At 60.7% G+C, this 24086-nt stretch carries 25 protein-coding genes and 1 tRNA gene; 18 read left to right on the forward strand and 8 right to left on the reverse strand.

Annotated features, from left to right (window positions below; translation table 11 throughout):
- Nucleotides 1–29: 29 nt before the first annotated feature.
- From U3654_RS00560 to U3654_RS00575, 4 genes are all read right to left on the reverse strand, one after another.
- Nucleotides 30–1373 (reverse strand): FMN-binding glutamate synthase family protein, encoded by a 1344-nt coding sequence (locus U3654_RS00560; RefSeq protein WP_324753428.1) that lies wholly within the window; start codon nucleotides 1371–1373, stop codon nucleotides 30–32.
- Nucleotides 1374–1382: 9 nt separating this feature from the next.
- Nucleotides 1383–2060 (reverse strand): GXGXG domain-containing protein, encoded by a 678-nt coding sequence (locus U3654_RS00565; RefSeq protein ID WP_324753429.1) that lies wholly within the window; start codon nucleotides 2058–2060, stop codon nucleotides 1383–1385.
- Complete coding sequence (locus U3654_RS00570; protein WP_324753430.1) at nucleotides 2061–2990, reverse strand: glutamine amidotransferase family protein; 930 nt, start codon at nucleotides 2988–2990, stop codon at nucleotides 2061–2063. It abuts the gene before it with no gap.
- 250 nt (nucleotides 2991–3240) lie between these two features.
- On the reverse strand, nucleotides 3241–4845 hold the full coding sequence (locus U3654_RS00575; RefSeq protein WP_324753431.1) for an APC family permease: 1605 nt from the start codon (nucleotides 4843–4845) through the stop codon (nucleotides 3241–3243).
- Nucleotides 4846–5180: 335 nt separating this feature from the next.
- Between U3654_RS00575 and U3654_RS00580 the strand changes: the two genes are divergently transcribed.
- From U3654_RS00580 to U3654_RS00595, 4 genes are all read left to right on the forward strand, one after another.
- Nucleotides 5181–6329 (forward strand): aminomethyltransferase family protein, encoded by a 1149-nt coding sequence (locus U3654_RS00580; protein WP_324753432.1) that lies wholly within the window; start codon nucleotides 5181–5183, stop codon nucleotides 6327–6329.
- Nucleotides 6330–6427: 98 nt separating this feature from the next.
- Nucleotides 6428–7024 carry a dimethylamine monooxygenase subunit DmmA family protein gene (locus tag U3654_RS00585; RefSeq protein ID WP_324753433.1) on the forward strand — a complete coding sequence of 199 codons (597 nt, stop codon included), beginning with the start codon at nucleotides 6428–6430 and terminating at the stop codon, nucleotides 7022–7024.
- Nucleotides 7021–7983 carry a PDR/VanB family oxidoreductase gene (locus U3654_RS00590; RefSeq protein WP_324753434.1) on the forward strand — a complete coding sequence of 321 codons (963 nt, stop codon included), beginning with the start codon at nucleotides 7021–7023 and terminating at the stop codon, nucleotides 7981–7983. Before U3654_RS00585 ends, U3654_RS00590 begins: the two co-directional genes overlap by 4 nt.
- 66 nt (nucleotides 7984–8049) lie before the next feature.
- A complete protein-coding gene (locus U3654_RS00595) occupies nucleotides 8050–9117 on the forward strand; it encodes a DUF3445 domain-containing protein (protein WP_324753435.1) in 1068 nt (355 codons plus the stop codon).
- Nucleotides 9118–9198: 81 nt separating this feature from the next.
- Here U3654_RS00595 and U3654_RS00600 read toward each other — a convergent pair whose 3' ends face one another.
- Nucleotides 9199–9855, reverse strand: a complete 657-nt coding sequence (locus U3654_RS00600; protein ID WP_324753436.1) for an XRE family transcriptional regulator — start codon at nucleotides 9853–9855, stop codon at nucleotides 9199–9201.
- Nucleotides 9856–10213: 358 nt separating this feature from the next.
- On the opposite strand from U3654_RS00600, the gene U3654_RS00605 reads away from it, so the two are divergent.
- From U3654_RS00605 to U3654_RS00615, 3 genes are all read left to right on the forward strand, one after another.
- Nucleotides 10214–11155 (forward strand): ABC transporter substrate-binding protein, encoded by a 942-nt coding sequence (locus tag U3654_RS00605; protein WP_324753437.1) that lies wholly within the window; start codon nucleotides 10214–10216, stop codon nucleotides 11153–11155.
- Between the two features lie 78 nt (nucleotides 11156–11233).
- Nucleotides 11234–12253 carry a betaine/proline/choline family ABC transporter ATP-binding protein gene (locus tag U3654_RS00610; RefSeq protein WP_324753438.1) on the forward strand — a complete coding sequence of 340 codons (1020 nt, stop codon included), beginning with the start codon at nucleotides 11234–11236 and terminating at the stop codon, nucleotides 12251–12253.
- Between the two features lie 53 nt (nucleotides 12254–12306).
- Nucleotides 12307–14229, forward strand: coding sequence for an ABC transporter permease (locus U3654_RS00615; protein WP_416384611.1), 1923 nt, complete (start codon nucleotides 12307–12309; stop codon nucleotides 14227–14229).
- 5 nt (nucleotides 14230–14234) lie between these two features.
- Here the strand turns inward: U3654_RS00615 and U3654_RS00620 are convergent, their stop codons facing one another.
- The gene (locus tag U3654_RS00620; RefSeq protein ID WP_324753440.1) at nucleotides 14235–15071 is read right to left on the reverse strand and encodes a LysR family transcriptional regulator; all 837 of its coding nucleotides are present in this window, start codon (nucleotides 15069–15071) and stop codon (nucleotides 14235–14237) included.
- 100 nt (nucleotides 15072–15171) lie between these two features.
- Here U3654_RS00620 and U3654_RS00625 point away from each other — a divergent pair, with 100 nt between their 5' ends.
- Nucleotides 15172–16311, forward strand: a complete 1140-nt coding sequence (locus U3654_RS00625) for a TauD/TfdA family dioxygenase (protein ID WP_324753441.1) — start codon at nucleotides 15172–15174, stop codon at nucleotides 16309–16311.
- A complete protein-coding gene (locus tag U3654_RS00630; protein ID WP_324753442.1) occupies nucleotides 16308–16889 on the forward strand; it encodes an HD domain-containing protein in 582 nt (193 codons plus the stop codon). Before U3654_RS00625 ends, U3654_RS00630 begins: the two co-directional genes overlap by 4 nt.
- 124 nt (nucleotides 16890–17013) lie before the next feature.
- On the opposite strand, the gene U3654_RS00635 is transcribed toward U3654_RS00630, so the two are convergent.
- A complete protein-coding gene (locus tag U3654_RS00635) occupies nucleotides 17014–17478 on the reverse strand; it encodes a GNAT family N-acetyltransferase (RefSeq protein WP_324753443.1) in 465 nt (154 codons plus the stop codon).
- A 205-nt stretch (nucleotides 17479–17683) separates the two neighbouring features.
- Nucleotides 17684–17758, reverse strand: a tRNA-Thr gene (locus U3654_RS00640).
- Nucleotides 17759–17840: 82 nt separating this feature from the next.
- Between U3654_RS00640 and U3654_RS00645 the strand changes: the two genes are divergently transcribed.
- The 9 genes from U3654_RS00645 to U3654_RS00685 all read left to right on the forward strand — a co-directional run bounded on the left by U3654_RS00645 (nucleotide 17841) and on the right by U3654_RS00685 (nucleotide 23866).
- Nucleotides 17841–18017: a hypothetical protein gene (locus tag U3654_RS00645; protein ID WP_324753444.1), complete on the forward strand. Its 177-nt coding sequence runs from the start codon at nucleotides 17841–17843 to the stop codon at nucleotides 18015–18017.
- A 7-nt stretch (nucleotides 18018–18024) separates the two neighbouring features.
- Nucleotides 18025–19293, forward strand: a complete 1269-nt coding sequence (gene murA / locus U3654_RS00650; protein WP_324753445.1) for a UDP-N-acetylglucosamine 1-carboxyvinyltransferase — start codon at nucleotides 18025–18027, stop codon at nucleotides 19291–19293.
- Nucleotides 19290–19778, forward strand: a complete 489-nt coding sequence (locus U3654_RS00655; RefSeq protein ID WP_324753446.1) for a DUF2948 family protein — start codon at nucleotides 19290–19292, stop codon at nucleotides 19776–19778. The genes murA and U3654_RS00655 overlap by 4 nt, the downstream gene beginning before the upstream one ends.
- Before the next feature lies 1 nt (nucleotide 19779).
- Nucleotides 19780–20529: a hypothetical protein gene (locus U3654_RS00660; RefSeq protein ID WP_324753447.1), complete on the forward strand. Its 750-nt coding sequence runs from the start codon at nucleotides 19780–19782 to the stop codon at nucleotides 20527–20529.
- A gap of 22 nt (nucleotides 20530–20551) precedes the next feature.
- Nucleotides 20552–21853, forward strand: coding sequence for a histidinol dehydrogenase (gene hisD, locus U3654_RS00665; RefSeq protein WP_324753448.1), 1302 nt, complete (start codon nucleotides 20552–20554; stop codon nucleotides 21851–21853).
- Nucleotides 21854–21920: 67 nt separating this feature from the next.
- A complete protein-coding gene (locus U3654_RS00670; protein WP_324753449.1) occupies nucleotides 21921–22400 on the forward strand; it encodes a UPF0262 family protein in 480 nt (159 codons plus the stop codon).
- Nucleotides 22401–22404: 4 nt separating this feature from the next.
- Nucleotides 22405–22869 carry a low molecular weight phosphatase family protein gene (locus U3654_RS00675; RefSeq protein WP_416384538.1) on the forward strand — a complete coding sequence of 155 codons (465 nt, stop codon included), beginning with the start codon at nucleotides 22405–22407 and terminating at the stop codon, nucleotides 22867–22869.
- On the forward strand, nucleotides 22866–23258 hold the full coding sequence (locus tag U3654_RS00680) for a ketosteroid isomerase-related protein (protein ID WP_324753450.1): 393 nt from the start codon (nucleotides 22866–22868) through the stop codon (nucleotides 23256–23258). Before U3654_RS00675 ends, U3654_RS00680 begins: the two co-directional genes overlap by 4 nt.
- Nucleotides 23258–23866 (forward strand): GNAT family N-acetyltransferase, encoded by a 609-nt coding sequence (locus U3654_RS00685; protein WP_324753451.1) that lies wholly within the window; start codon nucleotides 23258–23260, stop codon nucleotides 23864–23866. Before U3654_RS00680 ends, U3654_RS00685 begins: the two co-directional genes overlap by 1 nt.
- Nucleotides 23867–24086 lie beyond the last annotated feature (220 nt).

A 24086-nucleotide genomic window follows, 5' to 3' on the forward strand; every position in this document is an offset into this window, starting at 1 on the left:
CAATGTGCGCGCCCCTGTTCAGGTTCCGGTCAGTAGCTGGTGCCGGGCTTGCCGGGGTACCACTGGGTCCCTGCTAGCGGGATCTTGGTCATCGCAGCGGCTTCCATCGTCAGCGACACCAGATCCTCGGGTTCGAGGTTGTGCAGATGGTTGTGGCCGCAGGCCCGCGCGATTGTCTGCGCCTCCAGCGTCATCACCTTGAGGAAGTTGTTCAGGTGACGGCCGCCCGCAATGGGGTCGAACCGCTTCATCAGCTCAGCATCCTGCGTGGTGATACCTGCCGGGTCCTTGCCTTCGTGCCAGTCGTCATAGGCGCCCGCAGTGGTGCCGAGCGCGTTATACTCGTCCTCCCAGCGGGGGTCATTGTCGCCCAGTGCGATCATCGCAGCCGTGCCGATTGCAACCGCGTCGGCGCCCATGGCAAGTGCCTTTGCCACGTCAGCGCCGCCACGTATACCGCCCGAGACGATCAGCTGCACTTCGCGGTGCAGGTCCATGTCCTGAAGCGCGCGAACCGCCTCGCCGATGCAGGCGATGATGGGCAGGCCGACATGCTCGATGAACACGTCCTGCGTGGCGGCGGTGCCGCCCTGCATGCCGTCCAGAACGACAACGTCCGCACCGGCCTTGATCGCCAGCATCGTGTCGAAATAGGGGCGTGTGCCACCGATCTTGACGTAGATCGGCTTTTCCCACGCGGTGATTTCGCGCAGTTCCATGATCTTGATTTCCAGATCGTCGGGACCTGTCCAGTCGGGGTGACGGCAGGCACTACGCTGGTCAATGCCCTTGGGCAGGTTGCGCATCTGGGCCACACGGTCGCTGATCTTTTGACCCAGCAGCATACCGCCGCCGCCTGGCTTGGCGCCTTGGCCAACCACGACTTCGATCGCGTCGCAACGACGCAGGTCATCGGGGTTCATGCCATAACGCGAGGGCAGGACCTGATAGACCAGCTTGGTGGAATGGCCGCGCTCTTCCTCGGTCATGCCGCCATCGCCGGTGGTTGTCGAGGTGCCGGCCATGGTCGCGCCGCGACCCAGTGCCTCTTTGGCAGGGCCCGACAGCGCGCCAAAGGACATGCCAGCGATCGTTACCGGAATATCCAGCTCAATCGGCTTCTTGGCAAATCGGGTGCCCAGCACGACCTTGGTGTCGCACTTCTCACGGTAGCCTTCCAATGCGTAGCGCGAGATGGAGGCACCAAGGAACAGCAGATCGTCGAAATGCGGCAGCTTACGCTTGGAGCCACCGCCACGAATGTCGTAGATGCCGGTGGCCGCTGCGCGGCGGATTTCTGCGTTTGTCGGGTTCGAGAAAGTGGCCGACTGGATCGGAACGGTGCGCGGAACGCTATGTGTATCGTCTTTCATGTCAGCCCCTCAATATGCGTTGTCGATGTCGAAATTATACAGCTTGCGGGCCGACCCGTAGCGCTTGAACTCTTCGGGTTTGGCGTCGCATTCGCCGCGCTCCAGCAGATCCGTGAGGATCTCGATATGCTCGGGGCGCATTTCCTTTTCGATGCAATCCGCACCCAGCGACTTGACCGAGCCACGCACGAACAGGCGCGCCTCGTAGATGCTGTCACCCAGCGCGTCGCCTGCATCGCCGCAAACGACCAGATTGCCCGACTGCGCCATGAAGGCGCTCATGTGACCGACATTGCCGTGCACAATAATGTCGACACCTTTCATCGAGATGCCGCAACGCGAGCTTGCGTTACCCTTGACGATCAGCGTTCCGCCATTTGCGGTGGCGCCAGCATACTGGCTGGCGTCGCCGTTGATGATGACAGTGCCGCTCATCATGTTTTCAGCGACACCGGGCCCGGCGGAGCCGTGCACATGCACGGTCGCCTGCTTGTTCATACCGGCGCAGTAATAGCCGGTAGAGCCCATGACATTGACCTCGATAGGCGCGTCCAGACCGACGGCGATGGCGTGGCTGCCCTTGGCGTTCACGACCTCCCACTTGGTCTGGTTGGTTTCTGCCGACTGCGCTTGAAGCGCAGCGTTGAGGTTGCGCAGGCCCTGCGCTTCTAAATCAAAAGTTTGCATTTATGCGGCCTTCTCAGTAGCGGTCGGAGCAGCGTTGTGGCTCCAGAAATAGACGGTTGCAGGCTCGGGTTCCCACACGCGGGCGTGGTCGATGCCGGGCAAGCTAACAAAGGCGCGATATTCGCTGGCGAACGCGACGAACTGATCCGTTTCGGCCATGACCGCAGGCTTGCACGCGATAGGATCGCGCACGACGCCAAAGCCGTCTTTGGTGCCGACGACGAAGTTGAAGAAACCATCAAGGTCGTCAATGGTAGATGCCAGAGCTTCGCCCAAGGTGGAGCCGTTCTGCATCTTCCAAGAGATGTAGGCTGCGCCAACTTCGGTGTCGTTCTCGGTCTCGATGTGCATACCTGCTTTGCGCAGCTTGCGGCGCAGGCTGGCATGGTTGCTGAGCGAGCCGTTGTGAACCAGGCACTGGTCGCGGCCGGTGTTGAACGGGTGCGCGCCCATCGTGGTCACAGCCGATTCGGTCGCCATGCGCGTGTGGCCAATACCGTGGCTGCCCGACATGGACGAAATGTCAAAGCGTGCCGCGACGTTTTTGGGCAGTCCGACTTCCTTGTAGATTTCCAGCGACTCGCCGGTGCTCATGATGCGCACGTCGGGACGGATTTCGGCCAGAACGGTGCGCCCGGCAGCGGCCCATGCTGCGTCGATCTCGATCACGGCATGCGTGTCGTTGACGCGCATTGTGACGTCGCCGCCCAGTGCCTGCTTCATGTCTTTTGCAAGACCTTCAAAGTCGCGATCCGGGTGGTCCGACTGCACCGTCAGCTTGACCTTGCCGCGATGTTCGGTGCCATAAATCGCGATGCCCGCACTGTCGGGGCCTCGGTCAGTCATGGTGATCAGCATGTTCGTCAGCATGTCGCCGAGTTTCGGCTCAAGCGACTTGTCCTTGAGAAAAAGTCCTACGATCCCGCACATCTTTAAAGATCCTTTCATGATGTCGATTCTAAGAATAGCACCAAAGCTACATCCACTCAACTGCCACGAAACAAATTTTCATTTAAGGCAACTTTGTATGCAGTCGTGTGCGCCCTATTGTTGGGCATTTACCGCGTTTGTCGCGCCGGACATCGCCTAAGCAGATCGTGATGCGGCGCGCGTCATTGTTACAGATCCTGCCGTGTAAGGCGGCAGGTGGCAGGCCCGGCGCGTGCCGGGCCTGCGTCGATCAGAGGTGGAACACCTGATTCGAGATGATAACCACGATCACGCCTGCAGCCAGCGTGATATAGGGCAACATGCCCGCCTTGCGCACCGACAGGTCGGTATTGCCGCCGACGGACAGGTCGTCCAGCATCTTGGCCGGGAATTGACCTTTGTCGGTGACGTAGTGGCGATACCAGAAAACCGGCAGGATCAGCGCGATGGCGATGATCGCCGAGCGCAGCGTGCCTTCACCCCAGACATTCGCGCCAGCGCCCAGAAGCATGGCGTTCACGAACGAGAGGCCGCCACCGATCCACAGCAGGATGTTGGGTGCCTTCCACGGGCGATTCGCACCGGCATTGTCGATCCGGTGCAGCCAGCCCGAGTGCAGGTTGAGGAAGTTGAACACCAGATAGCAGCAGTTCGATACGGCCAGAACAAAGAGGTAGTCCGACATCATCAGCAGGATCAGGTTAAAGCCCAGATCCGTCCACATGCCCGAGACCGGCGCGCCATGCTCATTCGTGCGCGACAGGTACTTGGGCAGCCAGCCATCGACCGAACCCTGATAAAGCGTGCGCGAAGAGCCCGCCATCGAGGTCATGATCGCCAGCACCAGTGCGAGGAACAGCATCACGACCATGATCTTGGCGATGATTGAGCCGCCCCCGACCATACCAGCCATTGCACCCGCGACGGCAGAACCGTCGACGATGCCCGGCTCCAGCATGCCTTCGACGCCCAGAACACCCTGAAAGCTGAGGGGAACCAGCGTATAGACCACAACGCAGACAACGCCGGCGGCGATGATGGCGCGCACAGTGTCACGCTGCGGATCACGGAACTCGGACGTGTAGCAGATCGCCGTTTCGAACGCGTAGGCAGACCACGCGGCGATGAACAGACCGCCGAGGAACAGCGTAGTGCCCTCGATGTTCCACGTTCCTTCGACCACGTTACCCGCATCGTCGTAGGCTAGCGGCACCAGCGGCAGCAAGTTTTCCGACAGCACATCGCCGGTCAGCAGCGGCACGATGCCCACGATCAGCAGCGGGATCAGCACGGCAAGGCCGATGATCGTCTGCAATTTCGCGGCAGCCGATATGCCCTTGTGCTGCGCGATGAACACGCAGAGCAGGATGGCAGAGCCGACGATGGACACCGCGTTAATGCGCAGCGTCAGGCCCGCATTCAGGAAATCGAGGTTCAGTAGCGTGATCTCCCAGCTGTTGATCGCCGATTCGGCGCCAAAGAACGAAGTCAGCACATACCCGGCGGCCAAACCGCCGCCGATGGCCAGAACGGGCGTCCACGCCAGCCAGTTACACCAGACAGATAGAGGCGCGATGATCTTGGAATAGCGCACCCACGCGGCCGCGCCATAAATCGACGCGCCGCCGGATTTGTTGGGAAAGAGGCCCGCGATCTCGGCGTAGACGAAGGCCTGAAAGAAGCCGAACGTCACCGACAGGATCCAGATGATCCATGACGGATTGCCGATCGTCGCGGCGATTCCGCCGATCGAGAAAAGGACCAAAGCCGGAACTCCGGACGCCATCCAAAAGGCGTCTTTCCAGCCGATCGTCCTTTGTAGGCTGCCTCCGCCGCCACTATTCGTTGTTGTCATCCCTCGTGTCTCCTTGTTGATTTGTCCTGTTCGTTTTGGCGTTTTGCCTGACAGGAATATTTTATTATCTGACTACTAGGGCCGTTTTTTCAGCCTCTTGTCAATTGTATCCGAGGCAGGCAGGCTCTGACCTTCGAGCGGGCAAAATGCGAGGCTGGCACATTCGCCGGGACGTGCCGGGGCGACAAATCTTGGTGGCCGCGGGCCGGGCCGGTGGGCGTGGTCCTGCCGGGATTACCTGAGAGGAAAATTTTTTGCATGGCATTCTTGCTTTTTGAATGCGCCTGATGCTCAATGACTCGATGAATTCTGACACTAAGAACAGGGAACATGACATGGCAATTATCTGGAGACATTCCGCGCTGGCACCACGCCACGCCGAAATCGGCGCCGAGCTGGAGGATTGGAATGGGATGGGGACCGCCTGGTTCTATGACCATACCGAAGAGCGCGCGAACGCCGACTACGAGACGGTTCGCACCAAGGCGGGCCTGATGGATGTATCGGGCCTGAAGAAGGTCCACCTGACCGGCCCCGATGCGGCACATGTCATCGACCGCACCACCACCCGCAACGTCGAAAAGCTGATGCCGGGCCGCGCGGTCTATGCCGCGATGCTGAACGACGCGGGCATGTTCATCGACGATTGCGTGATCTACCGCCTTTCGGTCAACTCGTGGATGGTCGTCCACGGCACGGGCGCGGGCATGGAATTGATGACATCTGTGGCGGCTGGCAAACACGTGGCCATCACCACTGACGACGACCTGCACGACATCTCGCTGCAAGGCCCCGTCGCGGTCGATTTTCTGGCCGATCATATCCCCGGCATTCGGGACCTCGCCTATTTCGGCATCCTTCAGACCAAGCTGTTTGGCTGCCCGGTTATGATCTCGCGCACCGGCTATACCGGCGAGCGCGGCTATGAAATCTTCTGCCAGAAGAAGCATGTCGTGCAGCTGTGGGATCAGATCCTAAAGGATGGCGAGGGCATGGGCATTCGTCCCGTGCAGTTCAGCACGCTGGACCGCCTGCGCACCGAATCCTACCTGCTGTTCTTTCCGGGCGACAACTCGGAAACCTATCCGCACGAGAACGGCGATCCGGCGGGTGACACCCTGTGGGAACTGGGCCTCGAATTTGTCGTCTCGCCGGGCAAGACCGGCTTTATCGGCGCGGAAAACCATTATGCGCTGGAGGGCCGCGAGCGGTTCAAGATCTACGGCGTCAAGCTGGAGGGTGATACCCCTGCCGACGAGGGCGCTGAGTTGCTTCAGGATGGTAAGAAGGTCGGCAACGTCACGTTCGGCATGGTCTCTAAGGTCAATAACCACAACGTCGGCATCGCCCGTATGCCTGTCAAGGCAGCCAAGCCCGGCACCAAGCTGACCGTGCGCAACGAAGACGGCACCGAGATCGCAGCCGTCGCTGCGGAAATGCCGTTTTACGACAAAGACAAGAAGATCCGCACCGCCAAAGGCTGAGCTTGATCTAGGCAAATGCGTGCGGCGGGTTTATCCTGCCGCACGCCAACGACAAAAAGTCGACTCACGAAATTTCCCAACAGGAGACGAAGGCGCAAATGTCGAAGTTTGAATTCCCTCCCTCGATCACGAGCCGCCCGGTATGGGGCAGCCTCGAGGCACGCGCGGGCAAACATCACCTGATGATCGCCGATGCCGAAGGCGCGGAGGCGATCCTGGACATCGCAACGCCCGAACTGATGGCCAGTAGCCACGTTATTTACATTCCCAAGGGCACCGATTTCGCCGACAAGCTGCGCGATCTCAAGCCTGCACAATTTTACGAGGGGCCCAGCTATTCGGCATCGCTTCCGCGTATTCGCCGCGTGCTGGAAGGCGCCCATATGGGCCTGCAAGTCTACCTCGCCGGCACCGAGAGCCTGATGGGGCAGGCCATGCAAGAGGCCGTTCTGGCTGGCATTCCGCACACGGGCATCCAGACCGAGCATCGCGGTTCCACCGCACGGCGGATGCAATGCGTGCATTGCAAGGGGATCACTGAGGATGTCGAGGTCGATCCGTTCGTCTGCTCGCATTGCGGTTTGAACCTGTTTGTGCGCGATCACTATTCGCGGCGCCACGCCGCCTATCAGGGCGTTTGTGTCGATGCCGAGGATCCGGGCAACGTGCCCGAGCAAAAGGGGATTTACGAATGAGCGGAGCCACCAAGATCACCGTGCGCGTCACCGACATCGTCCCGCTGAACGATCTGGTTACGCGGTTCAAATTCGAGCCGGTCGACGGCAACCTGCTGCCCACGTTTTCGGGCGGTGCGCATACTGTCGTCGAGATGAAGGATGGCGAACGCACCCGCCTCAACCCCTATTCGCTGATGTCCGACCCGGCCGACCGCGACGCCTATACCATTTCGGTGCGCCGCGACGACGAAGGGCGAGGCGGTTCGCTGTTTATGCACAAGAATGTCAAGATCGGCGACGAGATGGTCATCTCGAACCCCGTCAACCTCTTTAGCCTCGATCTGCGGGCGAAAAAGCACCTGTTGATCGCCGGCGGCATCGGTATCACGCCGTTCATGGCCCAGATCAAGCAGTTGGACCGCACGCATGGCAATTGGGAGCTGCATTATGCCGCCCGCAGCGAGGATATGGCCAGCTACGCGCGCGAACTCACGTCCGAGCATCCCAACGACGTGCATGTCTATTACGACGTCAACGATGATGCGATCGACCTTGAGCGTCTGCTGGACGGTCAGCCGCTAGGCACGCATATCTATATCTGCGGCCCCAAGGGCATGATCAACTGGGTGCGTGAAACCGCCAAGGAATTGGGCTGGCCGCGAGAGGCCGTGCATTTTGAGGAATTCCTCGCACCGAAACCCGGCAAGCCGTTTGAGGTCAAGCTGGCCGTATCGAACAAGGTCATCGAAGTAGGCGAACACGAAAGCCTGCTGGAAGCGATCGAGCGGGCAGGGGTCGACGCGCCGTATCTCTGCCGCGGCGGTGCCTGCGGCCAATGCGAGACGGACGTGCTGGAATGCGACGGCAAGATCCTGCATCGCGACCACTGGCTGGAGCCGGACGAGCACGCCTCGGGCGAAAAGATCATGCCCTGCGTCAGCCGTTTTGAAGGCAAGACGCTGGTTCTGGACCGCTAGATTTATGCGCGACCATCCGAAAGCGGGAGGGCTTTTGGATAGGGCGACGCCCAAGGGAGAACTGACATGACAATCCAATTCAACGATGAGACGTTCCGCGACGATTATTCGTTTCACAATTCACCGTGGGCGATCAAACGGTTCCCGTTCCCGTTCGACAAAGACGACTACATGTATTCGGTGAACATGGAGCCGCATGGCACGGGGCGTAAGGGGTCGATCTTTGCCAACCGTTTTGACGTGGACGAGCATTACGTCAGCGAGATGCGCGACCGCGCGCTGGTGCTGGATCAGGACCCGCTGCGCTGCCAGTCGCTGCCGCATATGACGCTGGCAGGTTGGGACCTGTTGGAGCTGATCATGGTGTCCAAGTCCGAGGACTATCCGGACCTGTTCGAGCTACACCGCGACGGCAACAAGTGGCGCTGGATCAACAAACCGCTGGGGATTGACGACACGTTCACCTTTCTCGACGAGTCGACGCTGCCCTATGGCCCGATGGAGTATATCACCCGTCAGACGCAGGGCGATTTCGCCTTGCTGGACCAGCGCGACGATAACCTGTGGATGGACGCGGGAATGGTCACGACGCAGGCGGACTGGAGCCTCGATTTCGACATCGGCATGAACTTTTTTGAGTGGCACGCGCCCGTGCCGCTGGCCGCCGAAATGGGTATCTTTGTGCGCGCGCTGAAATTTCTGCTGAATATCCAGCAGGGCATGCCTGCGCGGCGGCTGAACTGGACCATGACGGTCAATCCGCTGTTGGATACCAGCCCCGAGAACTACCACAAATGGGGCGTGCAAAAGACCGAGTTGACGCCAGAGAATTTGGGGTCGAAACAGCATCTGCGAGTCGAATTGCAGACGTTCTTTCGGCTGCCGCGTTCGAACGGGATGGTATTCCCGATCCGGTGCTATCTCTGCTCGTTTCAGGATCTGATGACGGTCCCGAAATGGGGCCGCCGGCTGCACCGCGTAATCCGCGATCTGCCTGATGAACTGGCAGAATACAAAGGATTTGCCGATAACCGGCCCATGATGCTGGACTATCTGGAAAAGTTCGACGATGGCCTGCCGACATCCCCCGGCATCTGGCCCGAGTTGGATAGCGAGCCGCCTCTGCAAAAGTGAGCGATGGCTGAGAAATCATAAAGAGCGGTCCATCCGGGCCGCTCTTTTCATATCTGCGCCCGGCTTATGGCACGCCCGGCTTTAGGTATTTTGCGGATAGCAGATGATCGACAGGTACTTGCAGGGCAGCGTCACCAGCCGCTCGGGACCATGCGGCGCATCCGCGTCAAAGAACAGCGTGTCGCCGGGAAGCAGCGATACGACTGACTCTCCGTGACGATAATCGACGGCACCCTCCAGCATATAGATCGTCTCGATCCCGCCATGCTGGAACGTCGGAAACACGTCCGACATGTCGCTGAGCGTGATCAGATACGGCTCGACGATGACGCCCGAGCCGTTTGATCCGATGTGGCCCAGCAAATTATACTGATGGCCCGCGCGCGTACCCGCGCGCTCCAGCTCCACGCCTTCGCCGCTCTTGGTATGCACGAATTCGCGGGTCTCTTCAAAACGGCGGAAAAATCCGGTAATCGGCACGCGCAGTGCATTCGCCAGCGTCTGCAGCGTGGTCAGCGAAGGCGACGTATTGCCGTTCTCGATCTTGGACAGCATCCCGATGCTGAGACCAGTCTTGGCCGCCAGTTCGGCCACCGTGATCTCCTGCTTGCGGCGGTGCGAGCGCAGCTCGCGGCCGATGGCGATCTCCAGCACGTTCTCTCGCTCTTCGCGGGGACAACGATGGGGATCTTGGGTCAGCCGTGCGGCCTCGCTCGTCGTAATTTTCTGAATTGTCATAACTTTTCCTGCCTTGGCGTCGTCGCCGGCTTATATTCGTCAATCATGCCCATTTTTTGCTCACGGGACAAGATTTACAGATTCCTTTCAAGCGTTTGATGCATAGGTAAAGTGGCGGTGGCCTTTCTTAATACGCCTATTTTAAAGGGGCGCGCGTAGGATAATAGGCCCATCGGGCCCGATTTGCGCGACTTTTGGGGCAAGAAAAAAACTTGACCAGCAGGAATGTCATGCGAGGATGCCGATACGCCCTGCGGCACCATGTCGCGATAGGGGCGCTCAAATGAAAAACGATAGGACCGGCATAGCCAGGCCTAAACAAGCGGCGAATTGAGACCGCGACAACCGGGAGATATCCATGAAGAAAACCCAAACGGCCATGTTGGCCGCTCTTACTGCATTTGCCCCCATGGCCGCATTGGCCGAAGACAGCGCCGATCCGATAGTGATTCCGATCCACAACTGGTCATCGCAGATCGTGATGTCGAACGTCGTCGGCCAGATCCTGAGCGAGCAGGGCGCGAACGTCGAATATGTCACCACGGACAGCCAAGCCGTCTACGAATCGATCCGCCTCGGCGATGTCACGCTGGAAATGGAAGTCTGGGAAGGCGCGTTCGGCGCATCCTTCCGCGCGGCGCAGGAAAAGGGCGGCATCGTCGACGTGGGCGATCATGACGCCGTCACGCGCGAGGACTGGTGGTACCCGATGTGGACAAAAGAGGCCTGTCCGGGACTGCCCGCATGGGAGGCGCTGAACGACTGCGCCGAGGTTTTCGCCACGGTCGAAACCGGCGACAAGGGTCGCTATCTGGACGGCCCCGTCGACTGGCTCAAGCACGGCAAGGAGCGGGTTGAGGCGCTGGACATGAACTTTACCGTGATCAATGCCGGATCGGCTGCCGCCCTCTGGGCTGAAATTGGCGCTGCAGAGGCCGACAAGAAGCCGATCGTCGTGTTTAACTGGACGCCCAACTTTGCCGAGGCTGTCTGGCCGGGCGAATTCGTCGAATTCCCCGAGTGGGAGGACGGCTGTGACAAGGATCCTGCAGTTGGCCCCAATCCCGACGCGCTCTATGACTGTGGCAACCCTGCCGACGGTTATCTGAAAAAGGCGGCATGGGACGGCATGGAAGAGAAGTGGCCGGCGGCATATGAGACGCTGGGCAAAATCTCGTTCACCAACCCGCAGATCGCCGAAATGGCCAAGCTGGTCGACGTCGAAGAGATGGAGCCGGAAGAGGCCGCAGCCGAGTGGCTGGAAGCCAACAAGGACGTCTGGCAGGGCTGGATCAACTGATCCACTCCCTCGACTGACCCCTTTAACGCGACCCCGCCTGAGCCAATCGGACGGGGTCGCTTTGCCTCAGGATGGACCATGAATCAGCAAACGCCCGTGATCACTTGCCAAAACGTTTGGAAGCTTTTCGGTAAGGACCCCGAAACATACCTTGCCACCCTGCCCGCCGGGCGCGGCTTTGAGGAAATTCGTGCCGATGGCTATATTGCGGGCGTCAAGGATGTCAGCATTGAGGTTAATCGCGGCGAAATGCTGGTAATCATGGGCCTCTCTGGGTCGGGAAAATCAACGCTGGTGCGTTGCTTTAGCCGCCTTCACGACATCACCGGCGGCACCATCACCGTCGAGGGGCAGGACGTGATGAAGCTCAGCGAAAAAGAGCTGATCGAACTGCGCCGCTCGAAAATGGGCATGGTGTTTCAGTCCTTTGGCCTGCTTCCGCATAGGACGGTGTTGGAAAACGTCGCCTTCCCGCTGGAAATGCGTGGCCAGGATCGCCATCAGCGCCGCGAGCGCGCGATGGAAGTTATCAAGCTGGTCGGGCTGGAAGGCCGCGAGGATTATTTCCCGCGTGAGATGTCCGGTGGCCAGCAGCAGCGCGTCGGCATCGCCCGTAGCCTCGCCATCGAACCCGATATCTGGTTTCTGGACGAACCCTTTAGCGCGCTCGATCCGCTGATCCGGCGCGAGATGCAGGACGAATTCCTGCGGCTTCAGGAGATGCTATCCAAAACCATCGTTTTTATCACCCATGATTTCGACGAGGCGCTGCGCCTCGCCGATCGCATCGCCATCATGAAGGACGGCGCGGTTGAGCAATGCGATACACCCGATCAGATCGTGCTGCACCCCGCCACCGAATATGTTCGCAAGTTTACCGAAGACATCGACAAGTCCCGTGTCGTTCATGCCAGCGTGCTGGCCCAGACAGACGTCACCGGCACTGGCGAACCTGTTGACGCCGGATTGACCGTGCACAACATGGCGCAGTTGCTGGTGCAGGACACACGCGAGGCTATCCCGGTAACGCGTGCCGGCAAGGTCATCGGCGCATTCAAACGGACCGATGCGCTGGAAATCCTCGTGGGGTCGAACTGATGGTGGCAACGACCGCTGACACGCAAGCCGGCCCTACTTTTACGCGCCCGCGCATGGTGCTGGTCCTTATTGGCATCGCGATCTTGCTGACGTTGCTGCAATATTCAGGCCTCTTGCCCGCCGCGCTGCACCGTCTGCCCGAAGCGTGGATACCGCCCTTTGCACCGTGGCTGGATGCGGCGTTCAATTTCGTCAAGGACGATCTGGGATTGCTGACCTTGACCCGGTTTCTGACCGAAGGCCTCGAATGGCTGCTGGATGTGACTGCAAACCTCTTGTTCGGGCAGCGACGCTGGCCTCATATCGGGCCGATTCCGTGGACGGCCATCGCCGCCGTCGCTGCTGTGATCGGCTATTATCTGGGCGGCTGGCGTATGGCGCTGCTGGGCGGGGGTGTGTTCGTCTGGACCGCCCTTATCGGCCAGTGGAAGATCGCGATGCAGACAGCCTCGGTGCTGGTCGTCGCGGCACCGCTTGCCTTTGTAATCGGCCTCGGCCTTGGTATTGCCGCGTGGAAATACGCGTGGGTGAGCCGCGCGATCAAGCCGGTGCTGTCGGTGCTGCAAACGCTGCCCTTCTTCACCTACCTGCTGCCAGCCGTCATCTTCTTTAAGGTAGGCCCAACGGCCGGCGCGGTCGCCACCACGGTCTATGCCATTCCGCCGATGGTTCTGATGACGACGCTGGGCTTGCAAAAGGTGCCCCACGAGGTCGTCGAGGCGGGCCACATGAGCGGTTGCACCCGCTTTCAGCTATTGCGTCACGTCTATCTGCCCTCGGCGCGGACCGAAATTCTGGTCGGCGTGAACCAAGTCATCATGCTGAGCCTTGCCATGGTCGTTCTGACTGCATTCATCGGCATGCCGGGCCTTGGCGCGAAATTGCTGGCGATGATGGGCAGTTTTAAACTTGGCCGTTCGTTTGAGATCGGTGTGACTATCGTGTTGCTCGCCGTCATGCTGGACCGCATGTCCAAGGCATGGGCGATGAAGCAGCCGGAGCATTTCGAGCGCGGCACGCCGTGGTGGAAGCGGCACATCCTGCTGCTGACCGGCATCGGCGCATTCGTGTTTTTCTGCATCCTCGGTCAGTTCGTCGAGGTCGCCACCGATATTGGGCGCAAGCAGAACTTCAGCCAAGGCAAGGAAATCGACGACCTGATGAAGAATTTCCTGGCGCTGGACTGGGTCAATGCCATCACCGGCGGCATCCGTTATTTCCTGAACGTCAAGGTGCTGATCCCCTTCCGCAACTTCCTGCTTAGCATCCCGACGCCCGCGCTGATCCTGCTCGTTTCGGCCTTTGCGCTGTGGCTGGGAGGGCGCAAACAGGCGTTGCTAGCGGCGCTGTTCTTTGGCCTCGTTGCGTGGTCGGGATGGTGGGACCGGTCTGTCATCACACTGTATTCCGTGATTTCGGCGGTTTTGCTTGCCATGCTCTTCGGCCTTCCGCTGGGCATCGTGGCAGCGCGTAGTGACAAGTGGTCGCGCCGGGTTTTGCTGGCCTGCGACACGGCACAGACGTTTCCCAGCTTTATCTACCTCATCCCGGCAATCATGCTGTTCGGCATCACCGACGTCGCTGTGATCTTTTCGATCCTGATATTCGCCATGGTGCCGCTGACACGCTACACGATCGAGGGATTGCGCACCGTGCCAGAGGAAATGCTGGAGGCCGCTGACATGTCCGGCGCCACAAGGCGGCAAAAGCTGTGGAAGGTGCAATTGCCGCTGGCGCTGCCGACGATGGCTGTCGGGTTCAATCAGGCGATCATGTTCGCGTTCTTCATGGTCATCATTGCAGCCTTTATCGGCACGCAGGATCTGGGACAGGAGTTGCAGCGCACACTGGCGGGCACCGATATGGGCAAGAACTTTGTCCTTGGTATCTGTGTGTCGCTGATGGCGCTGACCTTTGATCTGACGATCCTGAAATGGGCGAACGATCAGAAAAAGACGCTGGGGCTGGCCGAGTAAATACCTCAACGCTCGCAAAACGCCGCGATCAGCGCGTCCCAGCGACGCTGCGAGACGTCCTGCGCGCGGGCGGTCAGCCAATAGCTTGAGCTAGGTGTCAGGCTGCGCGCGTCTGTGCGGGCCAGCCGCCCCGCGTCCAGAGCATCGCGGCAAAGCGGGAGCGAGCCGAGAACCACGCCTGCTCCCGCCTCGGCGGCGGCCAGCGCCGCGCCCATGCTATCGGTGCGCAGCTGCGTCGCGGTTGTGCCATCCCAATCGGACCAGCCCGCTCGCGGGCCGGTAACAGCGATGCGGGGCAGGGCGGTCCAGTCACCGGTCAGAATGTGCGGTGCGGCGACCGGGGCCAGTTCCTCGGCGAACAGGCGCGCAGCGCGCAGATCGGGCCAGTCGCCCACACCGTAGCGCACCACGACGTTGCCGCGATCCGGTGCCTGCTCGGCCTCGATCATCAGCGTGACAAAGGACAGGTGCAGCCGCGCGCGCCCTTCCAGCCTTGGCAGGCGCGGCATCAACCAGCCTCGCGTCATGGTCGCGCTGGCGCAGATCGTCAGCTGTTGTGTGCGGCTGCTAAAGATGTCCTGCGCGCTTTGATGCAGCAGCGTCAGCGCTTCGCTGGCATGGGGTAGCCACGCCTCGGCCTCGACAGTCAAGGTGACACCGCGCGCACCACGCACGAACAGGCGCGCGCCCAGCCGACCTTCCAGATTGGCGATGCGCTGACTGATCGCTGCCTGCGTCAGTCTGGTTTCCCGCGCGGCGGCGGTAAAGCTGCCCAGCCGTCCTGCCGCCTCAAACGCACGCACCCAGTCCAGCGGGATACCGTCCAGAGTCTTGCTTGGCATAAGCAAATCAACCTCTCAGTCCCAGATAAACACCGTTGTGATTATGCCTGCCTCTGTCACATTGGCAAGCGAATGGAAACATACAGCCCGGAGTATCCTCATGTTCCAAGTCCAGCTTTCAACGGATGGCGATGTCGTCACCCTCACGCACGGAAATGACATCGCTCGTTTTCACGCCATCTGGCTGCGCGACAATGCGTGGGACGAGGATACGCGCGCGCCCGGCAATGGCCAGCGCCTGATCGCGCTACGCGATATTGATGCGGGCGTGCATGTCACCGCAGCGCGCATGGAGGGCGGCCAGTTGCATCTGACCTTCGCCCCCGAGGGCCGCAGCATCGCCTATGACCTCGCATGGCTGATGGAGCACAGCTATGATCGTGCGCAGAATCGCGCCCCCGGTTGGCTGGCGGACAGCGCCGAGGCGTGGGATGCGCGCCTGATGGACAATGTGCCGACGGGTGATTTCGCTGCCGTTCTGGGTGATCCCAGTGCGCGCGCCGCATGGCTGGCGCAGATCGCGCGCTATGGCTTTGCCAAGCTGCAAGACGGCCCGGTCGAGGATGGCGCGCTGTTCAAGGTGGTCGACCTCTTTGGCCATGTCCGCGAAACGAACTATGGCAGCAAATTCGAGGTCCGCACCGAGATCAATCCGACCAACCTCGCCTATACCGGCCTTGGGTTACAGGCCCACACCGACAATCCCTACCGTGACCCAATGCCGACTGTTCAAGTGCTCTATTGCCTCGAATCCACGGCTGAGGGCGGCGAAAATATGGTGGTCGATGGCTTTGCCGCCGCCCGTCGCCTACGGGAGGAAAACCCCGAATGGTTCGACGTGCTGAGCCAGCATTGCGCGCGGTTCGAGTATGCAGGAACAGGTGTGCGCCTGCAATCGCGCCGCCCGATGATCGAACTGGACCCCGATGGCGCCCTGCGCGCGGTGCGCTTCAACAACCGCTCGGCCGCTGCGATTACCGACGTGCCGTTCGACGTCATGCCTGCGTACTACGCCGCGTATCGCCGCCTTGGTGAGATCATCGACGACCCAAGCATGGAGGTCAGTTTCCGCCTTGAGCCGGGTGAAAGTTTCCTTGTCGACAACACCCGCGTCCTGCACGCGCGCAAGGGGTATTCCGGCACCGGCACCCGCTGGTTTCAGGGCTGCTATGCCGATATGGATGGCGTGCGCTCCACCCTTGCTGCACTGCAAAAACCGCGCAAGGAGGCAGCGGAATGAGCAACAAACTGACACCTCAGACCATCGTCCCCTTCCTCGCCGATATCTTTGAGCGGCGCGGAGGAGAGGAATATCTGGGCGAGCCTGTGACCATGGCCGAACACATGCTGCAGGGCGCGGCCTTGGCCGAGCGCGGGGGAATGTCCGAGCGGATCATCGTCGCCGCATTGCTGCACGACATCGGCCATTTCACGTCCGAGTTCGGCACGTATCATCCCGACGACACACATGACCGCCACCACGAAGAGGCGGGCGCCGAGGTGCTGGAAGAGTTTTTCCCCACCGTCGTCACCGATTGCGTGCGCTATCATGTCGCCGCCAAGCGATATCTCTGCGCAACGAAACCAGAGTATTTCAAGCGCCTGTCGACCGCCTCGGTCCATTCTCTGAACCTTCAGGGCGGACCGATGAGCGCCGGAGAAGTGGCTGAGTTCGAGCGCAATCCAAACCTCGAAGAGATCGTGCAGGTCCGCTATCTGGACGACGCGGGCAAGCACGCCGACATGGAAACGCCGGGCTTCTCGCATTTCGCGCCGATGGTCCAGCGCGTCGTGGATGCGCATTGCGGGGTGCATTAGGCCAGTTGGGGCGACGCCGCTGGATATTTGGAGGGCGACAGTTGGGTTTGAGCATGTCCGCAAAGGGTGTTGGGCTGCTTTGAGCCCATTTCGACATTGCTGCGTCGCGCCTGAGTGTCTGCTGCTACGCGGGCAAGTCGATCCGCATATGTGGAAGCGTCCGGCCAGGAATCGAAGCTGATGGCACGCGACCGATCGTAGAGAAGCCAAGCTTGCGGTAAAATGCTTCTGCCTCAGGGTCAGCGTCGAGATGGAGCGCCGTCAAGTTCTTCTCTCGCGCCAATCTCTTCACTGTGGCCCATAGCAATCGCCCTACGCCACGCCTTTGCCAATCAGGGTGAACGAACAGTGCCGCGACCTCGCCAACCTGTTCATCCTCGTTAATTTTCAGACATACAAACCCGCAGGGGATGTGACTTTCCGCGACCCAATATTTGTCTGCCTTCAATAGGTCGGCGGTGACACGCAGTTCGTCAGCACAGGCCACCATGAAAGTATCGTCATAACCGTTTGACTGCTTGGACATCATTGCCAGTGTCGTCAGAGCTTCGGCATCATCTTTTCGTGCTGGTCGGATTGTCACGTCCACGGATGTTCACGCCTCTTCGACTGCTATCCACTCATGTCATATCACAACAGGCCTCGTATCGCAGCCAGTGGGTGACAGCAAAATCCGCGAGGCCGACCTCCACACTTTGCGTACGTCTTCTATTTTTGCGCATCGGCAGCGTTCACCGACGTTAGTCGAGATCAAGCATTTGCAAAACAAGGCGCGGGATGATCGGCATGAGGAATGGTGCTGTGAGAGAGGATTGAACTCTCGACCTCACCCTTACCAAGGGTGTGCTCTGCCACTGAGCTACCACAGCAATCGGGCGCTGATTAGACGCTTATGCCCCTTGGCGCAAGCCTAATCTGGACCCGCCCGGATGCGTCATGTAAAGACGGCGCATGAGTGGCAAGCACCCCCCGAAACAGCCCCGCAGCGAGGCGGACATTCGCGCAGATCGACTAAAGCAGGCGCTGAAGGCCAATCTGGCACGACGCAAGGCGCAGGCGCGTGTGCGCGGGGACGGCAAGACAGGCAATGAAGGCGGCCCCGATACGGGCGGCGAGCAAAAGGGCTAGAAGGTATATGGACAGCATCATCGTGACGGGCAACGGCCCGCTCAGCGGCACGATTCCCATCGCGGGGGCAAAGAATGCGTGCCTGACGCTGATGCCCGCGACCCTGCTCAGCGACGAGCCGCTGACGCTGACCAATGCGCCGCGCCTCAGCGATATCCGCACGATGTCGGAGCTGCTGACGTCGCTGGGCGCCGAGGTGTCGACGTTGCAGGGCGGGCAGGTGATCGCCATGTCCAGCCATGCGCTGACCAGTCAGCGAGCGGACTATGACATCGTGCGCAAGATGCGTGCGTCGATCCTTGTCCTTGGGCCTTTGCTGGCGCGGTTCGGTCATGCCGAGGTGTCGCTACCCGGTGGTTGCGCCATCGGCGCGCGTCCTGTCGATCTGCATCTGAAAGCGCTTGAGGCGATGGGCGCGGAGCTGGAACTGAAAGAAGGTTACGTGCACGCATCGGCCCCCGGCGGGCTAAAGGGCGGCATCGTCGAATTTCCTTTTGTGTCGGTCGGCGCGACGGAAAACGCTTTGATGGCCGCGACATTGGCCAAGGGGACAACGGTCCTGAAATGCGCCGCGCGCGAGCCCGAGATTGTCGATCTGGCTGATTGCTTGCGCAAGATGGGCGCGCAGATCGAGGGCGACGGCACCGGCACGATCACCATTCAGGGCGTCGATTGCCTGCACGGCGCGACGCATCCGGTCGTCACCGACCGGATCGAGCTGGGCACGTACATGCTGGCCCCCGCTATCTGCGGCGGCGAGGTGGAATGCCTCGGCGGGCGGATCGATCTGCTGGCGGCGTTCTGTGAAAAGCTGGATGCTGCGGGGATCTCGGTGACCGAGACAGACAAGGGCCTGAAGGTCGCGCGAAAGAATGGCGATATCCGCGCAGTTGACGTGGCGACCCAGCCGTTCCCCGGCTTTCCCACTGATTTGCAGGCGCAGTTCATGGCGCTGATGTGCACCGCCAACGGCACTTCTGTGCTGGAGGAGACGATTTTTGAGAACCGTTTCATGCACGCGCCCGAATTGATCCGCATGGGCGCCGATATCGACGTGCATGGTGGTCATGCAACGGTCAAGGGCGTCAAATCGCTCAAGGGCGCGCCGGTCATGGCGACCGATCTGCGTGCGTCGGTCTCGCTGATCCTTGCGGGCCTCGCGGCTGAGGGCGAGACGATAGTGAACCGTGTGTACCATTTGGATCGCGGCTATGAGCATGTCGAGGACAAGCTGAGCGCTGTCGGCGCGAAAATCGAGCGGGTGTCAGGTCAATGAACAAGCCAGTGAGCGATGACGCCAGATTTGAGGACGCGCGCGAGACTTCGTTGAACCTCGGCGCGCTGGATATGGACGATTTACAGGTGATCTCGGGGTTGGCGCAGGATGCTGTTTTCCCGATTGCCGAGATGAAATGGCAAAAAGGTGCGCGCCGCTTTGCGCTGCTGATCAATCGTTTCCGCTGGGAGGATGACAGCGCCGCCCGCCATGCGCCCGAGCGGGTGCAATCGCTGCTGATTGTCGATAACGTTCTGCATGTCGCCAGCCAAGGCATCGACCGCGCCGACAAGGATCTGATCCTGTCGCTGCTCAGCGTCACGTTTGAGCCGGGCGAGGATGGCACGGGCCATGTCCTGCTGACCCTTGCGGGCGACGGCGCAATCCGGCTGCAGGTCGAGGCGCTGGATGCCACGCTCAAGGACGTGACCCGCCCCTATGTTGCCCCCTCGGGCAAGACGCCCCAGCACCCTGAGGTAAGCTGATATGAAGAAAACCCTACTGAGCGCCGGTGTTCTGGTGCTGATCCTCGTTGGTATTCTGCTGGTCCGTCCTAGCTGGCTGGGCCGGGGCAGCGTGTCGCCTGCGCAGGTCGAGGCGATGATGGCCAAGACCGATTTTGCCACCGGCCTCGCCGCTATCCAAGAGGCGTTTCCGGGCGAATACGACGTGTTTCTGCAAAACACCGCTGATATGGCAAACGCGGGTAAGGACGACCCGAACCTGAGCGCGCGCATGTTCGATGCATCGCGCGCCTTCACCAGCCAGTTGCGCCGTGACAACGCGCATTATATCGGGGCGGCCCCCGTGGATGCCCTGCGCGAAGTCCAGGCTCTCAACGGGCAGATGTTGCATTTTCTGGCGGCTGATCCGGAGCTTTGCGCGCTCTATGCCGGGGCTGGGTTAGAGGGGTTCACTCAGGGGCAGGCCTTGCGGCTGGACAGTGATCTGCTGTCCAAGCTTCTGGCCGCGTCGATGCGTGCGATGGCGGCGGGGCGCGATACACCCGCTCAGCACACTCCGCCCAGCGATGCAGACCGCGCCGAGCTGATCGAAGGCTGGATGGACGCCAACCAACTGGACGCCGAGGCGGCTGAGGTGGTCTTTCAGAACCGCATTTCCGACCCCCGGTTTTGCACGATAGCCACGCAGTTTCAGGACTATTTGGTCGAGACGAAAACACCCGCCGTTGACAGGGTCATGGTGGACGTTTCAACCGCCATGGCCGCGCAGTAACGCCCTAGCCAAGGATCACCTGATGCCCCGTTTCCTCGATCATGCCGCACCTGAGTTCGAGGCCGAGTTTACTGCGCTGCTGAATGCCAAGCGTGAGGATAGCCCCGATGTGGACGACACCGTTGCTGCCATCATCGCGGACGTGCGTGCGCGCGGCGACGCCGCGGTGATTGAGTTGACCGAGCGGTTCGACCGCATCGCTTTGACACCCGAAACCATGCGCCTGAGCGCGGCAGAGATCGCGCAAGCAGCCGATCAGGTGACGCCGGATGTGCGCGCCGCGCTGGAACTGGCCGCCGCCCGCATCCGGGCTTACCACGCGCGCCAAATGCCGAGTGATGACAGTTGGGTGGACGACACCGGCGCGACCCTAGGCTGGCGCTGGACGCCGGTGGATGCCGCTGGCCTCTATGTGCCGGGGGGGATCGCGACCTATCCCAGCTCGGTGCTGATGAACGCAATCCCGGCCAAGGTCGCAGGCGTTTCGCGCCTTGCGATGGTCGTGCCGACGCCGGACGGCGCGCTGAACCCCGCTGTGCTGGCTGCCGCGCAAATCGCCGGCGTCGATGAAATCTACCGCATCGGCGGCGCGCAGGCCGTCGCGGCGCTGGCCTATGGCACCGAAACGATTGCGCCCGTGGACAAGATCACCGGCCCCGGCAACGCCTATGTTGCGGCCGCCAAGCGCCGCGTTTTCGGCAAAGTCGGCATCGACATGATCGCCGGGCCGTCCGAGATTTTGGTCATCGCCGACGCCGAAAATGATCCGGACTGGATCGCCCTCGATATGCTCAGTCAGGCCGAACATGACGAAAGCGCTCAGTCGATCCTGATCACCACCGACGCCGGTTTTGGTCAAAAGGTGGCGAACGCCATCGACGCTCGCCTGCAAACGCTGGAGAGGCGCGCGATTGCCGGGGCCAGTTGGCGCGACTTCGGCGCGATCATCACTGTGCCGGACCTCGACACCGCCGCGCAGCTATCGGACCGCATCGCGCCTGAGCATCTGGAACTGTGCGTGGCCGATGCCAATGCCCTCAGCGCCAAGATCAATCATGCGGGCGCTATTTTCCTTGGCCAATGGACGCCCGAGGCGATTGGCGACTATGTCGGTGGGCCGAACCATGTGCTGCCCACCGCCCGCTCTGCGCGGTTCTCGTCCGGTCTGGGTGTGCTCGACTTCCTCAAGCGCACGACGCTGGCCCGCATGACACCCGAGGCGCTGCGCGCCATCGGCCCTGCGGCGGAAACGCTGGCGAAATCCGAAAGCCTTGAGGCGCATGGCCTGTCGGTGCGCGCGCGCATCAGCAAGCTGAATGGCTAGGGGCATTGCCCCGTCGGTGCGCGCGCGTTACTGCTGATCCCGACAACAGCCGCGCGAAAGACCACCCATGAGCCGCATCAGCCATATCGAACTTGACGACGCCAATCTGCCCGCCCCCACGCCCGAGATCGAACAAGAGCGCAAAGTCGCCATGTTCGACCTGATGGAGGACAACACCTTTGCGCTGCCCGTCCGCGACGGGCGCGATGTGCCGAACGGCCCTTACCGCGTCGGCCTGTCGATCCGCGAGAAACGTCTGGTATTCACCATCACCACCGAGGCCGAGGCCCCGGCAGCCGAATTCCATCTCTCGCTCAGCCCGTTCCGTCAGGTGGTCAAGGATTACTATACCATCTGCGAAAGCTATTTCGATGCCGTGAAAAACATGCCTCCCAGCCAGATCGAGACGATCGACATGGCCCGACGCGGCATCCACAACGAGGGCGCGCGCATTCTGGAAGAGCGACTGGAGGGCAAAGCCGATGTCGACACCGACACCGCGCGGCGCCTTTTCACGCTGATCTGCGTGCTGCATTTCGGCGGGTAAGGCGATGGTGGCAGCGCTTCCCCAGTCGATACTATTTTGCTGCGACTACAATGCCGTACGCTCGCCCATGGCCGAAGGCATCATGAAAAAGCTCTATGGTACTGGCACCTATGTCCAGTCGGCAGGGGTGAAAAGCGAACAGGATATCGACGGCTTTTCCATCGCCGTCTGCGAGGAAATCGGGGTCGAATTGTCACGCCATCGCGCGCGCAGCTTTGACGAAATGGCGCAGTGGGGCGATGATCTGGGATCGTTCGATCTGGTCGTGGCACTCAGCCCCGCCAGCCAGCGCCGGGCACTGGACCTGACGCGCGTCTTTCACCTCGACGTGCTATACTGGCCGATCATGGATCCAACGGGCCTCGGCGAAACGCGCGAGGCCAAGATGGAAGCATATCGACAATCACGCGACCAGATATTGGCGCATATGACTGAACGCTGGGGCGACCCAAGGGGAGACGACACATGATCGAGACTATCAAGCGCTATTTCGACGCTTTCAACATCGGTGATTCCGAAGGGATGCTGGCCTGTCTTTCTGACGACATCGCGCACCACGTCAACGAAGGCGGCGTGCGCCACGGCAAGGACATGTTCCGCGATTTTTGCGAGCATATGACCGAATGCTACCGCGAAGAGCTGACCAACATTACCTTCTTCGAGACCGAAGATGGCACCCGCGCAGCCGCCGAATATGTAGTGAACGGAACGTACATAAAAACCGACGACGGCCTGCCGGACGCCGATGGGCAGACCTACAAACTACCCGCCGGAACCTTCTTTACGCTCAAAGAGGGGCAGATCACGCGGATCACGACCTATTACAACCTGTCCGATTGGCGCAATCAGGTGTCGTGATGCCCGAGGCGGCCATAGACCTGCGCACGCTGTCTGGTCCGACACTGGAGGACGCGTTGGAGGATGTCGCGCGCCTACGGATCGAGGTGTTTCGCAGCTATCCCTACCTCTACGACGGGGATCTGGCGTATGAAACGCAGTATCTCCAAACCTATCGTGACAGCCCCGGCGCAATCCTGATCGGTGCGTTTGACGGCGCGCGCCTGGTCGGCGCGTCCACCGGGACGCCGATGGAGGATCACGCGGATGATTTCGCTGCCGCACTGAACGGGCAGGGGCTAGACCCCGCGCGGATTTTCTATTGTGCGGAATCGGTGTTGCTACCTGCCTATCGCGGGCACGGAATTGGCCACGCCTTCTTTGACCGCCGCGAAGCTCATGCGCGCGCGTTGGGGCGCGACGCGTCGGTGTTTTGCAGCGTGGTGCGGCCCAAGGGCCATTCGTTGCGCCCCGAGAGCTATCGCTCGTTGGACGCCTTCTGGCGGGCGCGGGGCTACGCGCCGCTGCTGGGCGCCATAGCGCGGTTTCGCTGGAAGGATCTGGACCAGCCGGGTGAGACGGATCACGATCTGCAATTATGGATGCGCGACCTTGGGGCCGAAATTTAACGCCAAATGCCGGAGGTGCCGACAAATGCGCGCCGGATCACAGATTTTAGGCCGTTAGGGCTGATTAATGTGCCCTTTAAGGCCTGATATTCCCTGAATCACCCGCCCAAAGGCCGAAAACTGATCGGATTGTGTGTTCTAAGCGACTATATCCTGAATTCTGACAGCTTTTTCTTGACGCGACTTTCCAAGGGTGAGCTTCGCTTGTTAACGTCTCGTT

It is taken from the genome of Roseovarius sp. Pro17 (genome assembly GCF_035599575.1).
Taxonomy (GTDB): domain Bacteria; phylum Pseudomonadota; class Alphaproteobacteria; order Rhodobacterales; family Rhodobacteraceae; genus Roseovarius.

Excerpts from the sequence above, each read along its gene's own strand:
- U3654_RS00560 (WP_324753428.1), bottom strand. The coding sequence starts at position 1,373 with ATGAAAGACGATACACATAGCGTTCCGCGCACCGTTCCGATCCAGTCG.
- U3654_RS00565 (WP_324753429.1), bottom strand. The coding sequence starts at position 2,060 with ATGCAAACTTTTGATTTAGAAGCGCAGGGCCTGCGCAACCTCAACGCT.
- U3654_RS00570 (WP_324753430.1), bottom strand. The coding sequence starts at position 2,990 with ATGTGCGGGATCGTAGGACTTTTTCTCAAGGACAAGTCGCTTGAGCCG.
- U3654_RS00575 (WP_324753431.1), bottom strand. The coding sequence starts at position 4,845 with ATGACAACAACGAATAGTGGCGGCGGAGGCAGCCTACAAAGGACGATC.
- U3654_RS00580 (WP_324753432.1), top strand. The coding sequence starts at position 5,181 with ATGGCAATTATCTGGAGACATTCCGCGCTGGCACCACGCCACGCCGAA.
- U3654_RS00585 (WP_324753433.1), top strand. The coding sequence starts at position 6,428 with ATGTCGAAGTTTGAATTCCCTCCCTCGATCACGAGCCGCCCGGTATGG.
- U3654_RS00590 (WP_324753434.1), top strand. The coding sequence starts at position 7,021 with ATGAGCGGAGCCACCAAGATCACCGTGCGCGTCACCGACATCGTCCCG.
- U3654_RS00595 (WP_324753435.1), top strand. The coding sequence starts at position 8,050 with ATGACAATCCAATTCAACGATGAGACGTTCCGCGACGATTATTCGTTT.
- U3654_RS00600 (WP_324753436.1), bottom strand. The coding sequence starts at position 9,855 with ATGACAATTCAGAAAATTACGACGAGCGAGGCCGCACGGCTGACCCAA.
- U3654_RS00605 (WP_324753437.1), top strand. The coding sequence starts at position 10,214 with ATGAAGAAAACCCAAACGGCCATGTTGGCCGCTCTTACTGCATTTGCC.
- U3654_RS00610 (WP_324753438.1), top strand. The coding sequence starts at position 11,234 with ATGAATCAGCAAACGCCCGTGATCACTTGCCAAAACGTTTGGAAGCTT.
- U3654_RS00615 (WP_416384611.1), top strand. The coding sequence starts at position 12,307 with ATGGTGCTGGTCCTTATTGGCATCGCGATCTTGCTGACGTTGCTGCAA.
- U3654_RS00620 (WP_324753440.1), bottom strand. The coding sequence starts at position 15,071 with ATGCCAAGCAAGACTCTGGACGGTATCCCGCTGGACTGGGTGCGTGCG.
- U3654_RS00625 (WP_324753441.1), top strand. The coding sequence starts at position 15,172 with ATGTTCCAAGTCCAGCTTTCAACGGATGGCGATGTCGTCACCCTCACG.
- U3654_RS00630 (WP_324753442.1), top strand. The coding sequence starts at position 16,308 with ATGAGCAACAAACTGACACCTCAGACCATCGTCCCCTTCCTCGCCGAT.
- U3654_RS00645 (WP_324753444.1), top strand. The coding sequence starts at position 17,841 with ATGAGTGGCAAGCACCCCCCGAAACAGCCCCGCAGCGAGGCGGACATT.
- murA (WP_324753445.1), top strand. The coding sequence starts at position 18,025 with ATGGACAGCATCATCGTGACGGGCAACGGCCCGCTCAGCGGCACGATT.
- U3654_RS00655 (WP_324753446.1), top strand. The coding sequence starts at position 19,290 with ATGAACAAGCCAGTGAGCGATGACGCCAGATTTGAGGACGCGCGCGAG.
- U3654_RS00660 (WP_324753447.1), top strand. The coding sequence starts at position 19,780 with ATGAAGAAAACCCTACTGAGCGCCGGTGTTCTGGTGCTGATCCTCGTT.
- hisD (WP_324753448.1), top strand. The coding sequence starts at position 20,552 with ATGCCCCGTTTCCTCGATCATGCCGCACCTGAGTTCGAGGCCGAGTTT.
- U3654_RS00670 (WP_324753449.1), top strand. The coding sequence starts at position 21,921 with ATGAGCCGCATCAGCCATATCGAACTTGACGACGCCAATCTGCCCGCC.
- U3654_RS00675 (WP_416384538.1), top strand. The coding sequence starts at position 22,405 with ATGGTGGCAGCGCTTCCCCAGTCGATACTATTTTGCTGCGACTACAAT.
- U3654_RS00680 (WP_324753450.1), top strand. The coding sequence starts at position 22,866 with ATGATCGAGACTATCAAGCGCTATTTCGACGCTTTCAACATCGGTGAT.
- U3654_RS00685 (WP_324753451.1), top strand. The coding sequence starts at position 23,258 with ATGCCCGAGGCGGCCATAGACCTGCGCACGCTGTCTGGTCCGACACTG.